This window comes from uncultured Campylobacter sp., assembly GCF_937996225.1.
Classification (GTDB): Bacteria; Campylobacterota; Campylobacteria; order Campylobacterales; family Campylobacteraceae; genus Campylobacter_B.
In genome coordinates this window covers 1-20,034 of record NZ_CALKTC010000031.1, presented here as the reverse complement: position 1 = coordinate 20,034, position 20,034 = coordinate 1, and the positions used below count along the sequence as shown (strand labels likewise).

Annotated in this window: 21 protein-coding genes and 1 other RNA gene; 15 read left to right on the top strand and 7 right to left on the bottom strand. The window is 43.5% G+C overall.

Translation table 11 applies throughout. The features are described 5' to 3' along the window. Nucleotides 1-11: 11 nt before the first annotated feature. Both prfA and rpsT read right to left on the bottom strand, forming a co-directional pair. Nucleotides 12-1,079 (bottom strand): peptide chain release factor 1, encoded by a 1,068-nt coding sequence (gene prfA / locus Q0174_RS04070; protein ID WP_298041800.1) that lies wholly within the window; start codon nucleotides 1,077-1,079, stop codon nucleotides 12-14. A 24-nt stretch (nucleotides 1,080-1,103) separates the two neighbouring features. Continuing rightward, a complete protein-coding gene (gene rpsT / locus Q0174_RS04065; RefSeq protein ID WP_291938896.1) occupies nucleotides 1,104-1,376 on the bottom strand; it encodes a 30S ribosomal protein S20 in 273 nt (90 codons plus the stop codon). 152 nt (nucleotides 1,377-1,528) lie between these two features. On the opposite strand from rpsT, the gene glmM reads away from it, so the two are divergent. The 5 genes from glmM to nhaA all read left to right on the top strand — a co-directional run bounded on the left by glmM (nucleotide 1,529) and on the right by nhaA (nucleotide 5,487). Next, complete coding sequence (glmM, locus tag Q0174_RS04060) at nucleotides 1,529-2,869, top strand: phosphoglucosamine mutase (RefSeq protein WP_298041799.1); 1,341 nt, start codon at nucleotides 1,529-1,531, stop codon at nucleotides 2,867-2,869. Between the two features lie 98 nt (nucleotides 2,870-2,967). Next, a complete protein-coding gene (lspA, locus tag Q0174_RS04055) occupies nucleotides 2,968-3,429 on the top strand; it encodes a signal peptidase II (RefSeq protein WP_298041798.1) in 462 nt (153 codons plus the stop codon). Further along, the gene (locus Q0174_RS04050) at nucleotides 3,416-3,808 is read left to right on the top strand and encodes an SHOCT domain-containing protein (RefSeq protein ID WP_297881707.1); all 393 of its coding nucleotides are present in this window, start codon (nucleotides 3,416-3,418) and stop codon (nucleotides 3,806-3,808) included. The genes lspA and Q0174_RS04050 overlap by 14 nt, the downstream gene beginning before the upstream one ends. Nucleotides 3,809-3,818: 10 nt before the next feature. Continuing rightward, nucleotides 3,819-4,259, top strand: coding sequence for a CopD family protein (locus Q0174_RS04045; protein ID WP_298041797.1), 441 nt, complete (start codon nucleotides 3,819-3,821; stop codon nucleotides 4,257-4,259). 64 nt (nucleotides 4,260-4,323) lie between these two features. Beyond that, nucleotides 4,324-5,487, top strand: coding sequence for a Na+/H+ antiporter NhaA (gene nhaA / locus Q0174_RS04040; protein ID WP_298041796.1), 1,164 nt, complete (start codon nucleotides 4,324-4,326; stop codon nucleotides 5,485-5,487). A 156-nt stretch (nucleotides 5,488-5,643) separates the two neighbouring features. Here nhaA and Q0174_RS04035 read toward each other — a convergent pair whose 3' ends face one another. From Q0174_RS04035 to ruvC, 3 genes are read right to left on the bottom strand one after another with little or no spacing between them, the layout of a single operon-like run. Continuing rightward, entirely contained in the window at nucleotides 5,644-6,171 is a 528-nt protein-coding gene (locus Q0174_RS04035; RefSeq protein ID WP_298041795.1) for an isochorismatase family cysteine hydrolase, read from the bottom strand. Continuing rightward, nucleotides 6,171-6,977 (bottom strand): nitrilase-related carbon-nitrogen hydrolase, encoded by an 807-nt coding sequence (locus Q0174_RS04030; protein ID WP_298041794.1) that lies wholly within the window; start codon nucleotides 6,975-6,977, stop codon nucleotides 6,171-6,173. The genes Q0174_RS04035 and Q0174_RS04030 overlap by 1 nt, the downstream gene beginning before the upstream one ends. A 9-nt stretch (nucleotides 6,978-6,986) precedes the next feature. Further along, nucleotides 6,987-7,466, bottom strand: coding sequence for a crossover junction endodeoxyribonuclease RuvC (gene ruvC, locus Q0174_RS04025; RefSeq protein ID WP_298041793.1), 480 nt, complete (start codon nucleotides 7,464-7,466; stop codon nucleotides 6,987-6,989). A gap of 110 nt (nucleotides 7,467-7,576) precedes the next feature. Here ruvC and dnaA point away from each other — a divergent pair, with 110 nt between their 5' ends. Genes dnaA through Q0174_RS03990 form a run of 7 tightly spaced genes read left to right on the top strand, consistent with a single transcriptional unit; the run spans nucleotide 7,577 to nucleotide 15,505 of the window. Then, on the top strand, nucleotides 7,577-8,905 hold the full coding sequence (gene dnaA, locus Q0174_RS04020; protein ID WP_298041792.1) for a chromosomal replication initiator protein DnaA: 1,329 nt from the start codon (nucleotides 7,577-7,579) through the stop codon (nucleotides 8,903-8,905). A 29-nt stretch (nucleotides 8,906-8,934) separates the two neighbouring features. Continuing rightward, nucleotides 8,935-9,057 carry a hypothetical protein gene (locus Q0174_RS04015; RefSeq protein WP_297881692.1) on the top strand — a complete coding sequence of 41 codons (123 nt, stop codon included), beginning with the start codon at nucleotides 8,935-8,937 and terminating at the stop codon, nucleotides 9,055-9,057. Nucleotides 9,058-9,061: 4 nt separating this feature from the next. Beyond that, nucleotides 9,062-10,141, top strand: a complete 1,080-nt coding sequence (dnaN, locus tag Q0174_RS04010; RefSeq protein ID WP_298041791.1) for a DNA polymerase III subunit beta — start codon at nucleotides 9,062-9,064, stop codon at nucleotides 10,139-10,141. A 9-nt stretch (nucleotides 10,142-10,150) separates the two neighbouring features. Beyond that, the gene (gene gyrB, locus Q0174_RS04005; RefSeq protein ID WP_298041790.1) at nucleotides 10,151-12,463 is read left to right on the top strand and encodes a DNA topoisomerase (ATP-hydrolyzing) subunit B; all 2,313 of its coding nucleotides are present in this window, start codon (nucleotides 10,151-10,153) and stop codon (nucleotides 12,461-12,463) included. Continuing rightward, a complete protein-coding gene (locus Q0174_RS04000; protein WP_298041789.1) occupies nucleotides 12,463-13,893 on the top strand; it encodes an EAL domain-containing protein in 1,431 nt (476 codons plus the stop codon). Before gyrB ends, Q0174_RS04000 begins: the two co-directional genes overlap by 1 nt. Continuing rightward, a complete protein-coding gene (gene queF / locus Q0174_RS03995; RefSeq protein ID WP_298041788.1) occupies nucleotides 13,893-14,273 on the top strand; it encodes a preQ(1) synthase in 381 nt (126 codons plus the stop codon). Before Q0174_RS04000 ends, queF begins: the two co-directional genes overlap by 1 nt. After that, nucleotides 14,270-15,505 (top strand): HD domain-containing protein, encoded by a 1,236-nt coding sequence (locus tag Q0174_RS03990; protein WP_298041787.1) that lies wholly within the window; start codon nucleotides 14,270-14,272, stop codon nucleotides 15,503-15,505. The genes queF and Q0174_RS03990 overlap by 4 nt, the downstream gene beginning before the upstream one ends. A gap of 3 nt (nucleotides 15,506-15,508) precedes the next feature. Here Q0174_RS03990 and ffs read toward each other — a convergent pair. Beyond that, nucleotides 15,509-15,606: signal recognition particle sRNA small type (ffs, locus tag Q0174_RS03985), an RNA gene on the bottom strand. A gap of 47 nt (nucleotides 15,607-15,653) precedes the next feature. On the opposite strand from ffs, the gene Q0174_RS03980 reads away from it, so the two are divergent. The 3 genes from Q0174_RS03980 (at nucleotide 15,654) to Q0174_RS03970 (ending at nucleotide 18,641) form a co-directional block, all read left to right on the top strand. Then, nucleotides 15,654-16,073 (top strand): hypothetical protein, encoded by a 420-nt coding sequence (locus tag Q0174_RS03980; protein ID WP_298041786.1) that lies wholly within the window; start codon nucleotides 15,654-15,656, stop codon nucleotides 16,071-16,073. Nucleotides 16,074-16,137: 64 nt separating this feature from the next. Next, the gene (gene typA / locus Q0174_RS03975; RefSeq protein ID WP_298041785.1) at nucleotides 16,138-17,940 is read left to right on the top strand and encodes a translational GTPase TypA; all 1,803 of its coding nucleotides are present in this window, start codon (nucleotides 16,138-16,140) and stop codon (nucleotides 17,938-17,940) included. Nucleotides 17,941-18,053: 113 nt separating this feature from the next. Beyond that, nucleotides 18,054-18,641 (top strand): HAD-IB family hydrolase, encoded by a 588-nt coding sequence (locus tag Q0174_RS03970; protein ID WP_298041784.1) that lies wholly within the window; start codon nucleotides 18,054-18,056, stop codon nucleotides 18,639-18,641. Between the two features lie 455 nt (nucleotides 18,642-19,096). Here the strand turns inward: Q0174_RS03970 and Q0174_RS03965 are convergent, their stop codons facing one another. Continuing rightward, nucleotides 19,097-19,909: a transporter substrate-binding domain-containing protein gene (locus tag Q0174_RS03965; RefSeq protein WP_298041783.1), complete on the bottom strand. Its 813-nt coding sequence runs from the start codon at nucleotides 19,907-19,909 to the stop codon at nucleotides 19,097-19,099. Between the last annotated feature and the right edge of the window lie 125 nt (nucleotides 19,910-20,034).

Here is a 20,034-nt window from a genome sequence, read left to right as displayed (position 1 = left end):
ATTTAAAAGGCTTAATAGCCCGCGTTTGCGATCGCTTCAGCTTGAGAGTGCGCGATGAGCGGATCGATGATCTCGTCGAACAAGCCGCCCGCCATGATCGCGTCCAGGCGGTAGAGCGTTAAATTTATACGGTGGTCGCTGATGCGGTTTTGCGGATAATTGTAGGTACGAATTCGCCCCGAGCGGTCGCCGGTGCCTACCTGATCCTTGCGATCTTTGCGCTCCTTTTCAAGCCGCTCCTGCTCCTGCATATCGTAAAGACGCGCCTTTAGCACCTTCATCGCCGCCTCTTTGTTTTTGTGCTGGTCCTTGCCGTCTTGGTTGGTGACGACTAAACCGGTCGGGATGTGAGTGATGCGGACGGCGCTGTCGGTGGTATTTACGGACTGTCCGCCGTGTCCGGAACTGCGCATAACGTCGATGCGAAGGTCATTTGGATTGATCTGTATCTCGCTATCCTCGATCTCGGGCATGACGGCGACGGTGATTGCGGAGGTATGCACCCTGCCCTGGCTCTCCGTCTCGGGGACGCGCTGCACGCGGTGAGTGCCGCCTTCAAATTTCAGCCGCGAATACGCTCCCGCGCCCTTTACGAGCAAGATCGCTTCTTTGTAGCCGCCGACGCTGCCTTCGCTAGTGCTTACGATCTCGCATTTATAGCCGCGAAGATCGGCATAGCGCAGATACGCGCCGAGTAGATCGCCCGCGAACAGCGCCGCTTCGTCGCCACCTGTACCGGCGCGGATCTCAAGGAAGATATTTTTATCGTCGTTGGGGTCTTTCGGAAGCAGTAAAATTTTGATTTTTTCTTCGAGCTGCGGTTTTTGCGTCTCTAAGCTTTTAAGCTCCTCTTTGGCTAGCTCGCCGAGATCGGCATCGCTTAGCAGGGCTTTGTTTTCTTCGATCTGATTTAAAATTTTAAGATACTCGCTAGCCGCCTCTTTGATCGGCTCGATACTGCGCTGCTCTTTAGATAATGCCGTCATATTGGCGATATCTGCGGTAACTGCGGGATCGCTAAGCATGCGCGAAAGCTCGTCGTAGCGATCCAAAAAAGGCTTTAGTTTATCGGCTAGCATTTAAATTTTATGCGTAAGGGACGCTTACGCGGCGGTTTTTAAAGAATTTACTAGTTTGGCTAGGCGGCTTACTTTTCTGCTCGCGGTCTGTTTTTTCAAAAAGCCCCTGCTTACGAAGCTGTGAAAGCTTTCATTAGCCGTTTTCAGAGCCTGAGTTGCTGCGTCTAGATCCTTGCTCTCGACCGCCTCTCTTACGGCTTTTGTGATATTTTTTACTCTGGTGCGATAAAATCTATTTCGCTCCGTTCTTTTTATGGTTTGTCTCGCGCGTTTTTCGGCGGATTTGTGATTTGCCATAACGTTCCTTTTCGGTTAAATTTGAACCTGCGATTATACGTAAAAAATATTTAATCGACGCTTAATTTAAGTAAAATTTAAATATAGTTTAAATTTATTAAGATTAAACTTTTTTTGGTAGAATTTCCCGATTTTTATATAAGGATTTGATAATGAAACTTTTCGGAACGGACGGTGTACGAGGCAAAGCGGGAGAATTTCTAACCGCCGAGCTTGCGATGCGCGTAGCAATGGCGGCGGGGATTTACTTTAGGAAAAATTCCGTTACGAATATGATCTTAGTCGGCAAAGACACCCGCAGAAGCGGCTATATGATAGAAACCGCGATCGTAGCAGGTCTTACCTCAGTGGGCTACAACGTCCGCCAGATCGGACCGATGCCTACTCCTGCGATTGCCTTTCTTACGGAGGATATGCGCTGCGACGCGGGTATCATGATAAGCGCGAGCCACAATCCATACTACGACAACGGCATTAAATTTTTCAACAGCGAGGGCTTTAAGCTCGATGAAAAAGAGGAAGCGCAGATCGAAAAAATTTATTTCAGCGACGAACTCATCTCTGAAGCGCGCACAAAAATGATGCAGATAGGCGCCGCAAAGCGCGTGGACGACGTCATCGGCAGATACATCGTGCATATTAAAAATTCCTTCCCGAAGCAAAAGACGCTGCACGGGCTTCGCGTGGTGCTTGATTGCGCAAACGGAGCAAGCTACAAGGTCGCACCTACCGTATTTAACGAGCTGGGAGCCGAAACTATCGTCATCGGCGACGAGCCTAACGGAAAAAATATAAATGATGCTTGCGGCGCGTTAAGCCCGCAAGGTCTAGCCGGGGAAGTAAAGCGCCTGCGCGCCGACGTCGGCTTTGCTTTCGACGGGGATGCCGATAGGCTCGTAGTCGTGGATGAAAACGGCGAGATCATCCACGGCGACGCGCTACTTGGAATTTTAGCAGTCTATTTGAAAGGAAAAAATCGCTTAGCAGGCAATAAAATGGTAGCCACAGTGATGAGTAATTCTGCGCTGGAGGATTTTTTAGCTAAACACGACATCGCGCTTCATCGCTGCAATGTAGGCGATAAATTCGTACTTGAGACGATGCACGAGTTAGGCGCAAATTTTGGTGGCGAGCAGAGCGGGCACGTAATCTTCGGCGATTACGCCAAAACGGGCGACGGCATCGCAAGCGCGCTGCAATTCGCCGCCTGCATGCTGGATATGAAAAAGAAGGCGAGCGAATTTTCGGGGATGATTAAGCCCTATCCGCAAATTTTAAAGAATTTAAAAATTTCGGATAAAAAGCCGCTTGAAAAATTAAAGGGGCTAAAGGAGCTTGAAGCAAGCCTCAAAGCGGACAAGATCCGCTCGCTCTTTCGCTACTCCGGCACCGAAAACGTTATCCGCCTCTTAATCGAGGGCAAAAACGAAAAACTGCTGCAAAAGCGAATGGACGAGGTCGAGAAATTTTTTACCAAAGCCCTAAATGAGTAGCGTTGCGGTGAAATTTTACGGCGCGACAAGCTCATGGCTCGGTACAAAAGGCGCGGGCAAAAAATGCAGGCTTTACATATTTAAATTTGGGCTGCGAGATGGCTAAGACCTGTATTAAATTTGTCCTGCTTTTCGCGGTTATTTTTGCAATCGATCAAGCGATCAAACTTCTGTTTTTAAACGGCTTTTCGTGGCAGGGGGAGTTTTTTTCGCTAGAGCTTACGCTTAACCGCGGCGTTGCGTTTTCGATGTTTGCCTTTTTGGGTGAAAATTTAAAATTTATCCAGATCGCGCTGATCTCGGCGCTTGCGGCGTATGTATTTTGTCATAAAAAGCTTTTTTGCGAGCACTGGGCGCCGTTTGCGCTGATGCTCGCGGGAGGCTGCTCAAATTTACTCGATCGCTTCATTCGCGGTGGCGTGGTCGATTACGTCGCATGGCATAAGTGGTTTGAGTTTGCGGTGTTTAATTTCGCCGACGTGATGATAGATCTGGCCGTCGTGATTTTTATCTTCCAAAGTTACAAGATCGCGAAAAAGGAGAAAAATGAAAAGAAATAATTATATCGCTTACGCGCTTTGGTTTTTAGGTGCGTTTTCGTGGATCGCAGCTATGCCGATCGGCGGCGGACTGCATAGAATTTATTGCGGCAAATTTATCAGCGGATTTGCTCAAATCGCGCTATTTTGGCTAGGGAGCTTTACACTATGGTTTTTAGTGGGCTTTTTGTTTTGGGCGATTTGGGGAATTTGGATTTTGCTGGATATATTTTTCGTAGGAATTTGGGTGGAAGATTTAAATGCTTTTGTAAGTGAGACGGAGGAAGACGACTACGAACAGCGTCTAAAAAAAGTCGATGCGCTCTTTGAGCTGTATCAAAAAGGCGCGATTTCCAAAGAGGAATTTGAAGCTAGAAAAGAAATTTTAATGAGAGATTAAGGAGGCTAAAATGAGTTATTTTTGGTTTAAATTTGTCCATTTTGCGGGCTTTATTTCATGGATGGCGATGCTATTTTATATGCCGCGCCTGTATGTTTATCACGCTGAAAATTTAGACAAGCCGGATTTCGTAAAGGTCGTTAAAAAGATGGAGCGGATGCTCTATCACGCGATCGGCTGGATAGCAATGGCGGTGACGGTTTTTAGCGGCGTGATGCTTATCGTTTTAAATCCCGGGCTTATGAAAATGGGATATTTTCATATAAAATTACTAGCCGGGGTTTTGCTAATCTGTTATCATTTGTGGTTGTATTATTATATGTATAAATTTGAAAAAAATGAGTGCCACAGGAGCGGAAAATACTTCCGTGCGATCAACGAAGGCCCTACGATCATAATGTTTATAATACTTTATGCAATGCTAATAATGCCGAATTTACCGAGTAACTAGCCCGTTTTGATAAAAATTTAATTAAAATTTGCATAAAATTAGAGCAAAATTTTAAAGGAAGCATGTGCAACATATCATTAAGAAAATTTTATCAAGCGAAAGTAGCGCGGGCGTTATATTGCTTCTGTCGGCCGTTTTTGCGATCGTAGCTCAAAACGTAGGCTTTTTATCAAAATACTATGAGGCGTTTTTACATCTAAGTTTTACTATAGGCGTCGGCCCCGCAAAGCTCGATGAATCGATGCATTTTTTGGTAAATGACGTGCTCATGGCGATATTTTTCTTCGCTATCGGACTTGAGCTAAAGCGCGAAAAGATCGAAGGGCAGCTGCGCCACTTCTCTCAAATTTTACTTCCTAGCTTCGCAGCTTTGGGCGGAGTAATGATGCCCGCGATTATATTTTCGATCATCAACTGGGGCGATGCCGTTGCGATGAAGGGCTGGGCGATCCCGACGGCGACCGACATAGCCTTTGCCGTGGGTGTGATGGCACTTTTGGGCAAAAAAATCCCCGCGAGCCTTAAAATTTTCGTTTTAACGCTTGCAATAATGGACGATCTGTGTGCAATTTTAATCATCGCTTTGTTTTATTCCTCAACCATAAACGCAATCTATCTAGGCGGCGCAGCTGCCTGTGTCGCAATAATGCTAGCGATGAGCAGACTTGGCGTCGATAAAAAGCTTCCGTTTATCATCGTGGCCGTGGTGCTGTGGGTAATGGTACTAAACTCTGGTATCCACGCGACTATCGCAGGAGTGCTTGCGGGCTTTTGTATCCCGCTTAAGACCCGCTCGGGCTCGATGCTAAAGGATATGGAACACGGCCTAGCCTACCCCGTAAATTTCTTCATCTTGCCGATCTTTGCCTTTACAAACGCAGGCGTTTCGCTAGCAGGCATCAGTCCTAGCTTCCTTTTCGGTCCGGTGCCTATGGGTATAATGCTCGGACTATTTTTCGGTAAACAGATCGGAATTTTTGCCTTTAGCTGGATTTTAATCAAAGCCAAAATCGCCTACATGCCGGAAAATGCAGGCTGGCCGCAGCTTTACGCAGTAGCAATTATCTGTGGTATCGGCTTTACGATGGCGCTTTTCGTCGATGGCCTGGCATACGGCGGCAGCGATCTGTATCACTACACCGATAAACTCGCGGTATTTTTAGGCTCGATAATTTCCGGAGTAGTAGGATTTTTCGTCGCAAAAGCAGTCGCGGTAAAACAAAGCTAAAATCCGTAAAGGGTTAGAGTCTTAAAATTCTACGAGTAACACAAAATTTGAAAATTCTACCGCTCAAAAAATTTCAAAATTTTAAGAGCGGCTCTAAATTTTAAAATTTATAAGCTAGAAAATTTAGCTTGAAATTCTGTTTAATCTAAGTACAGCTTAAATCACCAAAATACCCGCATTTTGCATTAAGCTTAGCGCGCATTCATCGTAGTAACCGCGCTCATGGTTCGGCGCATCGTATGTAGCTACCGCACCTCGCGGAACGATGACGTCCTTATCCTCTCCCGTTTCGTTGAGATAGGTGCGCAAGCTAAGCGCAAACTGTATCACGCAGATGTCGGTGCAACAGCCCGTAATCACAAAGCGATCGAAGCCGCCCAGAATTTTCTTATCCAAATTATGAAAGCCGTTCGTGCTACGCTTAAAAGTGACGTTTTGCTCGCTTACGTAGGGCGCGAGCTCCTCGATCACCTCCGCTTCGGGCGAGCCAACTAGACAGTGGATCGGATAGCGCTTCATCTCCAAATCCCGCTCGGCGTGAGCGTCGCAGATGAAATGCACGTTTTTCGCCGCCTCAATCTGTCTAAGCACCGCAGGGGCGATCTTTGCTATGCTGGGATCGGCCATCGCGCCGAATTTTACGAAGCCGTTTAGCATATCGATCACAAATACCAAAGTTTTCATCAAAACTCCTTATAAATTTCAGGTTTCATATCTTTTAAAAAATCCATTTTAGCGCGAAATTTTAAAATTTCATTTAAATCCGCTCGAGCAATCTTCACGGCCTCTTTTTTGCCTAGGCGCGCGACGATCTCGCCGTAGGGATTTATCAGCATGGAATTTCCGCCGAAACTCTCGCCCTGCCCCGTATCGCCGCAGCCGTTTACCGCGCAGATAAAAATTTGATTTTCGATCGCGCGAGCCTTAGCGAGCGTGATAAAATGCTCTATGCGGCTTTGCGCGAACTGCGCGATCACAAAAACAATCTGCGCACCGCGAAGCGCTAAGGCACGAAAAATTTCACAAAAGCGCAGATCGTAGCAGACCGCGACGCCGATTTTGAGCGCGCGATTTTGAAATTTTATCTCGAAAATGCCTAACTTATCGCCGCCACTTACGATCTCGTTTTCGCGAGCGAGCGAAAAAGCGTGGATCTTGTCATAGCGTAAAATTTCGGCTCCGTTTTGATAGACGAAAGCAGAATTATAAATTTTATCTTGCCTAGAATTTATCGCTCCACCTATTAAAACAGCGCCGCTTTTTTGCGAAATTTCGCTTAAAAATCCCTTCGTTCGCGCAGCTCCCGCGTCGGCTAAGCGCTTAAAATTTTCTACACAAAAGCCCGTGTTAAAGGCCTCTGGCAGCACCACTACGTCCGCGCCGCGTTTTAACGCGCGACCTATAAGCTCTCGCGCTCGGATAAAATTTTGCTCGCAATCCGCGACAGTAGAGGCGAGCTTCACGTTCATTTGTAAGATTGCGATTTTCAACTCTTTCTCCTATCTAGGCGCCCGGCGCATCGCGTGAGCGTGCGTGAGAGCAACGGCGATGGCGTCGGTAACGTCGAGCGGTTTAATCTCCTTATTAATCCCTAAAATCCGCTTTACCATGAACGCAACCTGCTCCTTCGCCGCCTTTGCTTTTCCGGTGACCGATTTTTTTATCTGAAGCGGCGTGTACTCGGCGAAATTTCCAAAAATCTGTAAAATTTTAAGGGCCAGCGCGCCGCGAAACTGAGCAAGCTTTAAAACAGACTGTGGATTATAGGCGTAAAACATTGATTCTATCGCGACCTCATCAATCTTATGAGCGCTAAAAATTTGATCGATCGCCTCACTCATCTGCGTCATTTGAAATTGCACGTTTTCGGCCTTCATTTTCACAAGTCCCGCTTCGATAAGAACAATCTTATTCACGTCTTTTTCCAAAATCGCATAGCCTAAATTTCTAGTTCCGGGATCAATTCCTAAAATTTTCATAACCCTCTTTCACGCTTATTCACTGCTTAATCACAAGTGAATAAACTTAAATTTACCGCAAATTTAGCGAAATTTAGCTAAAATCTTAATCTAATTTGTAAGGGAATTTTATGGCGACGTCGCAAGCACAAGAAATTTTATCGAATTTAGAGAAGGAAATTTTACCTACCGAATACTCTAGATATATTAAAAATTTGAAATTTAACGATAAAAACTCGACACCAGGGTTTTTCATCTATAACGCAACTAACGAGTTTATCGCCAAATACGCTCAGACAAAATACGGCACTAAAATAAAAGAGCTTATCAAAAAACAGTTTGGGCTTAACGACGTGATCATAAAAATCACCTCAAAGGCTAAAATTTCGCCGAAAGAAAAGGTAAAAATCATCTCTGAAAAGCCTAAGAGCACGATTCTAAGTGAAAATTATAATTTTGAAAATTTTATCATCGGCGATTCAAATAAATTTGCCTTCGAGTGTTCGGTATCCGTCGCGAAAGAGCCAGGAATTCGCTTTAATCCGCTCTTTATCTACGGACCTAGCGGGCTTGGAAAAACTCACCTACTTCAATCGATCGGAAATTACTGCATTAAAAAAGGCAAAACCGTCATTTGCGTCACCAGCGAGCAGTTCGCTAATGATTTCGTCTTTAACCTTAAAAACAACTCGATTGATAAATTTAAACAAAAATACCGCAATTGCGACGTTTTGCTCATCGACGACATTCAGTTTTTGATCGGACGTGATAAAGCTCAAGAGGAGCTTTTTTATACGTTTAACGAGCTGAAAGACAAAAATTGTCAAATTGTCCTTACCAATGACCTACCACCAAAATTCCTAAAAGGTTTTGAAAGTCGTCTTACAACACGATTTGAAAGCGGCATAATAGCAAACATAACCCCGCCGGATCTAGAAACTAAAATCGCCATTATCAATAAAAAGAGCGAAGAAAATCGCGTTAGAATTCCACACGACGTCGTAGAATATATCGCCGCAAATATGGGCGATAATATCCGCGAAATCGAAGGCGCAATAAATAAACTAAATGCATATTCGTCGATACTTCGCACGAAGATCACGCTAGAATTTACCAAAAGTACACTGCAAGATCAAATTCACCAAAAATATTCAAGCGTGAGCCTCGAACACGTCATAGAGGTGATCTCAAAAGAACTGAACGTAAAACCTAGCGAACTAAAGAGCAAAACGCGAGCTAAAAACGTCGTCGAAGCGCGCCAAATTTGCATATATCTAACCAAACAGTTAACTCAAAACTCAATGCCTAAAATCGCCGCATTTTTTAATCTAAAAGATCACAGCGCCATTAGCAAAAATATCAAAAAAATCAACGAGCTCATTCAAACCGACGAGATGTTAAAGATAAAGATCGAAGAACTAAAAAACAAAATAACCAAAAAGGATAAGAATGAAATTTAAACTTTATGAAAATAAAGCAAAAAGGGTGAATGAAAGTGAATAAAACAAAGCTACTTACTCACTGGATAAACTACCTAAAGACAAGCTTTAGGATAAGTTTTTCACAAAAACCTCTTACCAACTACTACAACGATAAAAATTTAAAAGGATAAAAATATGAAAGTGTTAATCACTAAAAAACTTTTAGAAGAGATGGTTTCAAATACTAGCTCCTATCTTGATAAAAAAGATCTAAGCTCGATAACTTCGCATCTTTTAATGAGTGCTAAAGATGGAATTTTCAGTATAAAAGCTACCGATCACGAAATAGGCCTTAGTTATAATCTACAAAATATATCAATAGAAACAGAGGGAGAAGCTACAGCAAATGGAGGCAAGCTCCTTAGCGTCATTAAAGGCTTAAGCGACGATAGCGTTACTTTAGAAACTGTCAACGGAGCCCTATTTGTAAAGCAAAAAAAATCTAAGTACAAGCTTCCGATGTTTGAGACTAATGATTTTCCAAATTTCCCTACAATAGATGGTAAAAACAGCTTTGACGTAAATGCTGGAATTTTAGGCAGAAGCCTTAAAAAAATATATCCGTCGATAGACACCAACAATCCAAAATATGAGCTAAACGGCGCTTTAATTGACGTAAAAGAGGGCTTTATAAATTTAGTCGGAACCGATACGAAGCGACTTAGCGTTTATAAGCTGATCACTCAATCAAAAGCGGGCGAGCTAGATACTAAAATTTTAATCCCTAAAAAGGCAATAGGCGAAATTCAAAAGCTATTTTCTGATAAAATTAAAATTTACTACGACGAAAACGTGCTGCTAGCGGTGAGCGAGAATTTTGAGTTTTTTGCGAAACTTATAAACGGCAAATTTCCAAATTACGAGCGCGTTATCCCAAACGATACGGCGTATAAAATTTTAATTCCGCGCGATAAGATGGTAAGCGGTGTGCGAGCTATAAACGCGATGTGCGAGGAGATGAAGGTTACCATTAAAAAGGACGGAATGATTTTTGAGAGCATTAATGAAGATAATTCCGAGGCAAAAACCGAAATTGAAGCACCAATAGATATAAACGGAGAAATAGTTTTTGGCGTAAAAAACCGCTTTTTACTCGATTTTTTAAGCAGCATCGAGAGCGAAATTTTTGAGCTAAATTTTAATAGCTCCGATACGGCGTTCGTGCTTAGTGCAGATGGTCTAAAAACGGTCGTCATGCCGATAAATAATATTTAAAGGAAAATTATGAAACAAAATTACGGCGCCAGTAATATTAAAGTTTTAAAAGGTCTTGAGGCTGTTAGAAAGCGCCCTGGAATGTATATCGGAGACACAAATATCGGTGGACTCCATCATATGATTTATGAGGTTGTAGATAATTCGATTGATGAGGCGATGGCAGGTTACTGCGACACAATCGATGTCGAGATCACTAACGAAGGAAGCTGTATCGTTAGTGATAACGGTCGTGGAATCCCCGTCGATATACACCCGACTGAAAAAATTCCTGCTGCGACGGTGGTTCTGACCGTGCTTCACGCAGGCGGTAAATTTGACAAAGACACTTATAAAGTCTCCGGCGGTTTGCACGGCGTGGGCGTTAGCGTTGTAAATGCGCTCTCAAAAAAGCTCGTTGCTACGATCAAACGTGACGGAAATATTTATAGACAAGAATTTGCCAAAGGAATTCCTACTACAGAGCTTGAAAAGATAAAAACTACTAACCGCACGGGCACGACGATCGAGTTTTGGCCCGACGGCGAAATTTTTGAAATTTTAGAATTTGATGATGAAATTTTATCAAAAAGATTTCGCGAGCTAGCGTATCTAAATCCAAAAATTACGATAAATTTTAAAGATAATCGCACGGGCAGGGACGAGCACTTTCACTTCGAAGGCGGTTTGGAGAGCTTTGTAAACGATATGAATAAAGCGCCTGCCATATCCAAAGCTGTATCGTTTAGCGACGGCGCGGAAGATGTTATGGTGGATTTTGCGCTGATGTATAACGAAACATATAGCGAAAATTTACTGAGCTTCGTAAATAATATTAAAACTCCGGACGGCGGTACGCATGAGGCGGGCTTTAGAGCGGGTCTTACGCGCGCGATAACAAATTATGTCGCGGCAAATGCGGCTGCGCGTGAAAAGGACACAAAGATCACCGGCGACGACGTTCGCGAGGGACTTATAGCGGTAATTAGTGTAAAGGTTCCCGAGCCGCAGTTTGAGGGACAGACGAAAGGCAAGTTGGGCTCCAGCTATGTTAAGCCGATCGTGCAAAAGATGGCATTTGAGGTGCTTAGCAAGTATTTTGAAGAAAATCCGATTGAAGCGCGCGCCATTATGAATAAAGCTCTTTTAGCCGCGCGCGGTCGCGAAGCGGCGAAGAAAGCACGTGATCTAACGCGCAAAAAAGATAATATAAATTCCGTCGGCACCCTTCCCGGAAAGTTAGCTGATTGTCAGAGTAAGGATGCAAGCATCAGCGAAATTTATCTAGTCGAGGGCGATAGTGCGGGCGGTTCGGCGAAGCAGGGAAGAGACCGCGTGTTTCAAGCTATCCTGCCGCTTAGAGGTAAAATTTTAAACGTAGAAAAGGCGCGGCTAGATAGAATTTTGCAATCCGAAGAGATTAAAAATATGATCACGGCCTTTGGTTGCGGTATCGGCGAGGAATTTAACGAAGAGAAGCTTCGCTATCACAAAATCATCATTATGACCGATGCGGATGTCGACGGCAGCCACATCCAGACGCTGCTTTTAACATTTTTCTTTAGATTTTTGCGCCCTATCGTGGAAAACGGCTATGTTTATCTGGCGCAACCGCCGCTTTTTAGATATAAAAAGGGTAAAAAAGAAATTTATCTAAAAGACGAAAAAGCGCTGAGTGAGTTTTTGATCGAAACGGGCATCGATATTGGCGAGTTTGAAGGTATTGGCAACGAGGATCTGATCGATTATCTAAAAATTGTCTCAAACTATCGCTCGCTTCTAAATGAGCTCAAAAAGCGTTTCAGCGTGCTTAGTGCGATCAGATTTTTAATAGAAAACGACGAAGCGCGAAGCCTCGGCTACGAGGAACTATTTGAAATTTTAAAACCGCGCCTAGAGAGTGAAGGATTTAATATCTTAAATTCCTATGTAAATGATGAAGGGATTAGAATTTACGTTCAGACGCCAAGCGGCCTAGAACAGCTTGTGATAGATGAGAATTTATTCGGCAATTATATCTTTGAAGAGGCGATTAGAATTTATTCAAAGATCAAAGATCGGGATGTAAATTTTGGTAAGGATTTTATTGAAATTTTAGACGAAATCGAAAAAAGCTCGAAAAAAGGCGCTTATATTCAGCGTTACAAAGGTCTTGGTGAGATGAATCCGGAGCAGCTTTGGGAAACCACTATGAGCCCTGAAAATAGAAGGCTTTTAAAAATCAGCATTGCAGACGCACAAAGTGCGAGCGATACCTTTAATCTTTTTATGGGTGACGAGGTTGAGCCGCGCCGAAACTACATCCAAGATCATGCCAAAGATGTTAAACACTTGGATATATAATGTCTGTTCTATTTAGTGAGACCAAAGAGCGCGAAAATCGTTTTATAACGGCACTTAAAATTTCGGTGCCGTTTACCTGTGTTTTGATTGTTTTTGGAATTATTTTGTTTCGAAACGGCGAGTTTAAATTTGATGATGTAATTTTATTTTTAATACTTTTAATCTGCTATGTTTATTATGTTATCTATCAAATTTATTTTGGCTTTCAAAAGACGCTGATCGATCCCGTTACGCATGTATTTGTGCGCGAAGAGATCGAGAAAATTTTAAGCAACAATCTAGCTAAAAATCGTCAAATAAATATTGTTCTTTTACGAATTAAAAATATCATCGACATAAACGATCGATACGGCTATAAAAACGGCGATGAAATTTTATATGAGTATTGTAAGGAACTTTCAAATTTTATGGCGGAGCAGGGTTTTAAGGACCTTCCGATCGGTCGCTTTATAAACGGCTACTTCGTATTTGGAGTGGAATCAAAAGCTACAAATTTAAGCCATATTTTACGGATGTTTGAGCATAAAATTTCAAGCCAGACGATTAAAAATGTAGAGATAAAAAGCGAATTTACAATGCTTCCAAGTTCATATGATCGAAATCTAAATAATATCGTAAATGCGCTATTTTATAAGATAAATCACTTGGATGACGAAGAGCATGGCGAGAAGGCTATTGACGTAGAGAAAGTATTAATTGACGTATTTTCTGCCGACGTGATGGAGGCAATCGATAGTGAAAATTTCAGTTTTAAATATCAGCGCGTTGCAGATAAAAACGGCGTGAAATCACATATAAATTTAATCCCGAAGCTTGATCTGCGAAGTGGCGAAAAGATCACAAAAAGTAGAATTTTAGATATCTTGCTTCTAAATCATTACGATATTAAATACGATATTTCGATGATGAGGCAAATTTCTAGGATCATCTATTTTAAAGATATTGTCGCTAAAATTTTTATCGAGATTATGCCTCAGACACTGCGAAATAACGAGTTTCGCAATGAAATTTTAAAGCTCATCGATAATAATCTAATCGATCCGAAAAAGATCGTGTTTGAGTTTAACGAAAAGCTTATCTATTCTGAGATCAAGCGCTTTGATGAAATTTTGATTAAATTCCGCGAACTCGGATTTAGCTTCGCGCTGTCGCAGTTCGGTGGCTCTAACGCGAGCTTTGAATACTTAAAATTTTTAGAAGTGGATTTTATCATTTACGACATAGAATTTAATAAAAATTTAGACGATGAAAAGATTAAAAATATATTTATAGGCATCAACGAAGCCTGCGCAAAATCGAGCGTTGAAACCGTAATGCGCTTCATCGACAAAGAGGAATTTCAAATGCAGCTTTATAAAATGGGCATCGATTATATTCAGGGATTTTGCGTCGAAAAGCCGAACGATATATCGAATTTAAGGAGATCATAGTGAGATACGGCGAAGAGGAAATTGAGAAATTTGACATAGAAAATTTAGAAGTTTGGCCCAATAAACAGGAGCGCGATTATCTGATAAAAATCACCCTGCCCGAGTTTTGTTGCCGCTGCCCGCGTTCTGGATATCCGGACTTTGCGACGATCTATTTGGAATATATCCCGGATAAGCTCGTAGTGGAGCTTAAGGCGGTCAAACTTTACATAAATTCCTTCATGGATCGCCATATCAGCCACGAGAATAGTATAAATGAAATTTACGGCGCGCTTCAAAGTAAGCTAAAGCCTAAATTTATGAAAATCACGGGCGATTTCAATCCGCGCGGCAACGTCCACACGGTAATCGAAATAAACTCGGATCAAATTTACCGATGATAAGCTCAAATTTAGTCGAACAAATTTTTAAATCCGCAAGCATTAGCCGCTGGAACGATTACCCAAAGATGGTGAGCCTAGTCGAGCTCGACAAGCAGGCGCATAAATTTATCATCGCTTATTTTATCGCTAGCTTCGAGTGGGACGTGGATATCAACTACGTCATCGAAGCGGGGATCTTTGAGTTTTTAGCGCGCATCGTCGTGACCGACATCCGCCCGGACGTCTTTCATCAGATCCAAAAAACCAAAAAGGATAAGATCAACGAGTGGGTTTTAAGCGTCCTCGAAAGTGATCTTTTGTCTATTCAAAACGGCGCTTTTTTCGAGCGATTTAAAAAATATCTAAATTCTAAAGATCATAAGAAAGAAGCTGTGATCTTAAAAGCGGCTAGTTACCTTTCTACGCGGTGGGAATTTAACATCGTTTATCAAACGAGCCAGTTTTTAAACGACATTGAGGAGCTAAAAGCCAAGGTGGAGGAGGAGCTCGAGGATTATTACGAGCTTATCGGCGTACGAAAGATTGTGATGAATAAAAAGCTCGCCCGCATAGTCGATCTTAGTGGCAGACTTCGTTTTCAAAAGCGCTGGGCGCAGACGCCGCGCATCCCTGAGACATCGGTGCTTGGACACATGCTGGTAGTCGCGATTTTAAGCTACTTTTTTTCGCTTGAGGTGGATGCGTGCCGCTCGCGCACGGCGTATAATTTTTTCTGCGCGCTATTTCATGATTTGCCCGAAAGCCTAACTCGCGACATCATTAGCCCCGTAAAATACGGCGTCAAGGGTCTTAGCGACATCATCGGCGAATATGAGATGCGGCTAATAGATGATAAAATTTTACCCTTTGTGCCGGAACATATGCGAGATGATTTTAGCTATATTTTAGGCATCCGCAAAGAGGGCGGTAAATTTATAAAAGACGAGTTTGAAAACCGCACCTTCGAGCTAGGCAAGGAGCCTAAATTTGCAGAGGGCAGCCTAAAGATGTTTAACGAAGATAAATTTCGCGCAATCGACGGCAAGGCGCTTAAATATTGTGATAAACTCGCGGCATTTTTTGAGGCGGGGATTTCGATTAGTTACGGCGTAAAGAGTAAGGAGCTGCTTAGCGGGTATAATTCGATGTTAGAGTTTTTCAAAGTAAAGCCAAAAATTGAAGGCGTCGATTTTCAGAGTGTTTGCGAGGATTTCAAAGAGCATTTCGGGCTCAATAGGATCGATTTATAAAACCCCTTCCCAGATGGCTGCGGCACATGCGAGATCTAAGTGCTCTGCTGTATTCCTACCCTGAAGCGGTGCCTAAAAAAAGTATTGCACAGGTCTAAGAAAGGGCAATCGGGATTATATGAAAATGTTTCTTAAAGTAAGGTTATAAATGAATTTCAAAAATCATCTTTTATCCGTATTTCGCGAGGTTTTTATCCCTCATCATCGTTCTATCGAGTTTAGAGCCAAAATTTTTGCCGCTATGCTACTTGCCAAAAAGAAGCAGACCGACGAGGATTACGACGTGATCAAAGATATAGCTGGCGAAATTTATCCGGGCGATGAGCAGCGCATCGGCGTGCTGGTATCCATCGTAAAAGAGTATATTATAAAGGCAAAAACCTATAAAAGCTTAAATTTAGATTCGCTTTTAAAAGAGATCGACAGAGATATCAAAAATAACAAAAAATATATCAAAAAGATCGATTTTTCGCATCTGCGCCGTCTGATCGGAGATGATGACGAGGATGCACTAATCCAACAGCGCGTTTATGAGTTTTTTGTCTGCGAAGTCAAAGAGTACTCGTAAATTTTTATCTTAAGAATTTTTTTAGTATAATCGTCAGCCTTTAAAATAGCAAACGGAGAAAAATTTGGAAAATATCAGAAATATTGCGGTTATCGCGCACGTCGATCACGGCAAGACCACTATCGTAGATGAGCTTTTAAAACAATCCGGCACCTTTGGTAATCACCAAGAAGTCGGCGAGCGCGTGATGGACAGCAACGACATAGAGCGCGAGCGCGGCATTACGATACTATCCAAAAACACCGCTATCCACTACGGCGGCGTTAAAATTAACATTATCGACACTCCGGGCCACGCCGATTTCGGCGGCGAGGTCGAGCGCGTGCTAAAGATGGTCGACGGCGTGCTTTTGCTCGTCGACGCGCAAGAAGGCGTCATGCCGCAGACAAAATTTGTTGTAAAAAAGGCACTATCTTTGGGTCTCAGGCCGATAGTGGTCGTAAATAAAATCGACAAGCCCGCAGCCGATCCGGATCGCGTGGTAAATGAAATTTTCGATCTTTTCGTAGCGCTTGACGCAAACGACGAGCAGCTTGAGTTTCCCGTCATCTACGCCGCGGCCAAAAACGGCTATGCAAAATACGATCTAAGCGATGAGAGCACCGACATGAAGCCGCTTTTTGAGACGATTATCTCTCACGTCCCTACTCCGAGTGGTAGCGATGACAATCCTCTGCAGCTGCAGGTTTTTACACTCGATTACGACAACTACGTTGGAAAGATTGGCATCGCTAGAATTTTTAACGGCACGATAAACAAAAACCAAAGCGTTATGCTAGCCAAAGCCGACGGCACGCATATCAACGGCAGAATTTCAAAACTCATCGGCTTTAACGGACTTGAGCGCACCGACATTGATACGGCGGGCACCGGCGACATTGTAGCGATTGCGGGCTTTGATGCGCTTGACGTAGGAGATAGCATCGTCGATCCCAATAATCCGATCCCGCTTGATGCGCTGCATATCGAAGAGCCGACCCTTAGCGTAATTTTTAGTGTAAATGACGGACCGCTAGCCGGCACGGAGGGCAGATTCGTAACCTCAAATAAGATCGACGAGCGCTTGGAAGCGGAGATGAAAACCAACATCGCGATGCGCTATGAAAACGCGGGCGAGGGAAAATTTAAAGTAAGCGGCCGCGGCGAGCTGCAGATCACGATTTTGGCTGAAAATATGCGCCGCGAGGGTTTTGAGTTCTGCCTTGGGCGCCCGGAAGTTATCATCAAAGAGATCGACGGCATCAAATGTGAGCCTTTCGAGCACTTAGTTATCGACGCGCCCGATGATTGCACCGGCACCGTCATCGAAAAGCTAGGTCGCAAAAAGGCCGAGATGAAGGTGATGAATCCTACCGGCGACGGGCAGACGCGTATGGAGTTTGAGATCCCGGCGCGCGGTCTTATTGGCTTTCGTTCGCAGTTTTTGACCGATACTCGAGGCGAAGGCGTAATGAACCATAGCTTTTTGGAATTTCGCCCTTTCATCGGCGCGGTCGAGAAGCGACAAAACGGCGCGCTCGTGAGCATGGAAAACGGAGTGGCGCTAGGATACAGTCTGTGGAACCTGCAAGATCGCGGCGTGCTTTTTATCGCTCCGCAGGCAAAGGTTTATCTGGGTATGATCATCGGCGAGCACAGCCGTCCGAATGATCTGGACGTCAATCCGATCAAGGGTAAAAATTTAACCAACGTCCGCGCCAGCGGCAGCGATGATGCGATCAAGCTCGTGCCGCCGCGTGCGCTAAATTTAGAGCGCGCGCTGGAGTGGATCGAGGAGGACGAGCTTGTGGAGGTTACGCCCGTAAATATCCGCGTGCGTAAGCGATATTTAGACCCTACGACGCGTAGACGAATGGCGAAAAAATAGAATTTCAAAATGAAATTCTAAAATTCGGCGTGGAATTTAGCTTTTAAATTTCACGCCTTTTTTTATAGACAAATTTTAAAATTTACGCTTCTGAAATTTTACTAGGAGAGGCAATGAATCTTGTTTTATTCGACTTTGACGGCACGATCACGCGCGATGATTCGCTGCTTGAGTTCGTCGCCTACGTAGTCGGATTTAAGAAATTTTTTCGCGGGATTTTGGTGCTATCGCCGATTTTGGCGGCGTATAAGCTAGGTTTTGCGAGCAATAATTTTACGCGCAGAAAGCTCTTGGGCTACTTTTTTGCGGGCATGAGCGCCGATAAATTCGATAAAATTTGTAAAAAATACTCCACCACTCACATCGAAGATATCCTAAAACAAAGCGCGATGGACAAGATCGCAAGCTACAAAGCCGCGGGCGATAGGGTCGTCATCGTCACTGCCTCGCTCGAAGACTGGCTGCGCCCGTGGTGTGAGGCGCAGGGCTTGGAGCTTTTAGGCACTAAAATACGGCGTAAAGGCGGCATCATCACGGGCGAGATCGAGGGGCAGAACTGCTACGGCGCGCAAAAAGTCGCCCGCGTGCGCGCGGCATACGACGTGCAGGCCTTCGATCGCATCATCGCTTACGGCGACAGCAGGGGCGATCGCGAGATGTTAGAATTCGCCGACGAGGCGCACTACAAGGCGTTTGAGTAAATTTCTGCGGCTACAAAGCTTAAACGATAGCATCTGCGACGACAGCGCTTTTGCTTAGAGCTAGATTTCGCCTCACGCAGAATTTTATCCTTTTAAATTTATCGCGCTTATCTGCAGGATTCTACACCGCATGATAAATTTTTATATTTTATCGCAGCGCAAAAGCCCTGAACTACGAAATTATGTTGCAGAATGGGATTTTAAAATTCTCGGTGCAGATAAAATTCTAAAATTCCGTCGTGCATAAAATTTTAAAATTTTATCGTAGCATGGAATTTTGCTCCGAATGGAATAGATGTTTTTAAACCGAGCGTGAGATAAAATTTGAAATTTTAGAATTTTATGGAATTTTTTGGTTACTAAAATTTAAAAATTTGCAGATTTTAGAATCCCGCTCGCCGCGTGCGAAGCGGAATTTCAAAATTTCAAAATTCCGCGCCTTAGAATTCTAAGGTCTAAAGCATATTATAAATTCCGTCTAGCAGGAAGTATTTTTTATCCGCAGTGCCGCGGTAAAATGGCTCGAAAGTGTCCTCATAAGCCTTTTTGAAAAAGCCCTCTTTGCTTAGCTTGATTAGATCGGCATTGATGAAATCAAGCAGGCTTTGATTGCCTTTTTGCACGCCGACGCCTAAGAATTCCGCCGCGCCTAGGTTTTTAAACGGCACTTCAAGCGTATCGTCCACGACGGCGTAGGCTAGGACGATGATGTTGTCATTGGCATAACCGTCGGCTCTGCCGTCCTTCATCATCGCATAGCACTCGGAGGTATTTTTGCAGTAAACTAAATTGCTAAATTTCTCTTTGCGCAAATAGCGCTCGGTCATTGAGCCGTTGGGATTTTTTTCGATTGAAATTCTCATATCACGAACCTGTGCGAAGTCCTTCACTTGATCCTCTTTACGCGTTACGATGCCAAAATTTACCGATAGATACGGAAGCGAGAAATCCACCTGCTTCTTGCGCTCTTGCGTAATCATAAAGGTGCCGATAACCATATCGACCTTGTTATTTTTCAAAAACGGGATTCTCTCGCCCGCGGTTACGGCTACGAACTGCACTTCGCCTTTTTTATCGCCGAAAATGTCTTTGGCGATCGAGCTAGCAAGCTCGATTTCAAAGCCCTCGAACTTGCCGTTATTAGACTCGCTTAGTGGCGGACGACCTTCGCGCACGCCTACTCTGATAACCCCTGCCTGCCTGATTTCATCTAGTGTATTTGCAAAAATGCTAGCGCAAAATAAGGTTAAAATAAAAAGTAATCTCATAAAAAGCCCCCTACTTTTCAGTTTTGAAATAATTATAGCACTATATATTTTAGAGAAAATAAATTCAAGTAGTTTAAAATTCAATCACCGCGCGTATGCAAGTTTGAAATTTAGGGGCGAATCGG

Coding starts and splice junctions, on each gene's coding strand:
- prfA (WP_298041800.1), bottom strand. CDS start 1,079: ATGCTAGCCGATAAACTAAAGCCTTTTTTGGATCGCTACGACGAGCTT.
- rpsT (WP_291938896.1), bottom strand. CDS start 1,376: ATGGCAAATCACAAATCCGCCGAAAAACGCGCGAGACAAACCATAAAA.
- glmM (WP_298041799.1), top strand. CDS start 1,529: ATGAAACTTTTCGGAACGGACGGTGTACGAGGCAAAGCGGGAGAATTT.
- lspA (WP_298041798.1), top strand. CDS start 2,968: ATGGCTAAGACCTGTATTAAATTTGTCCTGCTTTTCGCGGTTATTTTT.
- Q0174_RS04050 (WP_297881707.1), top strand. CDS start 3,416: ATGAAAAGAAATAATTATATCGCTTACGCGCTTTGGTTTTTAGGTGCG.
- Q0174_RS04045 (WP_298041797.1), top strand. CDS start 3,819: ATGAGTTATTTTTGGTTTAAATTTGTCCATTTTGCGGGCTTTATTTCA.
- Q0174_RS04035 (WP_298041795.1), bottom strand. CDS start 6,171: ATGAAAACTTTGGTATTTGTGATCGATATGCTAAACGGCTTCGTAAAA.
- ruvC (WP_298041793.1), bottom strand. CDS start 7,466: ATGAAAATTTTAGGAATTGATCCCGGAACTAGAAATTTAGGCTATGCG.
- dnaA (WP_298041792.1), top strand. CDS start 7,577: ATGGCGACGTCGCAAGCACAAGAAATTTTATCGAATTTAGAGAAGGAA.
- Q0174_RS04015 (WP_297881692.1), top strand. CDS start 8,935: ATGAAAGTGAATAAAACAAAGCTACTTACTCACTGGATAAACTACCTA.
- dnaN (WP_298041791.1), top strand. CDS start 9,062: ATGAAAGTGTTAATCACTAAAAAACTTTTAGAAGAGATGGTTTCAAAT.
- gyrB (WP_298041790.1), top strand. CDS start 10,151: ATGAAACAAAATTACGGCGCCAGTAATATTAAAGTTTTAAAAGGTCTT.
- Q0174_RS04000 (WP_298041789.1), top strand. CDS start 12,463: ATGTCTGTTCTATTTAGTGAGACCAAAGAGCGCGAAAATCGTTTTATA.
- Q0174_RS03990 (WP_298041787.1), top strand. CDS start 14,270: ATGATAAGCTCAAATTTAGTCGAACAAATTTTTAAATCCGCAAGCATT.
- Q0174_RS03980 (WP_298041786.1), top strand. CDS start 15,654: ATGAATTTCAAAAATCATCTTTTATCCGTATTTCGCGAGGTTTTTATC.
- Q0174_RS03970 (WP_298041784.1), top strand. CDS start 18,054: ATGAATCTTGTTTTATTCGACTTTGACGGCACGATCACGCGCGATGAT.
- Q0174_RS03965 (WP_298041783.1), bottom strand. CDS start 19,909: ATGAGATTACTTTTTATTTTAACCTTATTTTGCGCTAGCATTTTTGCA.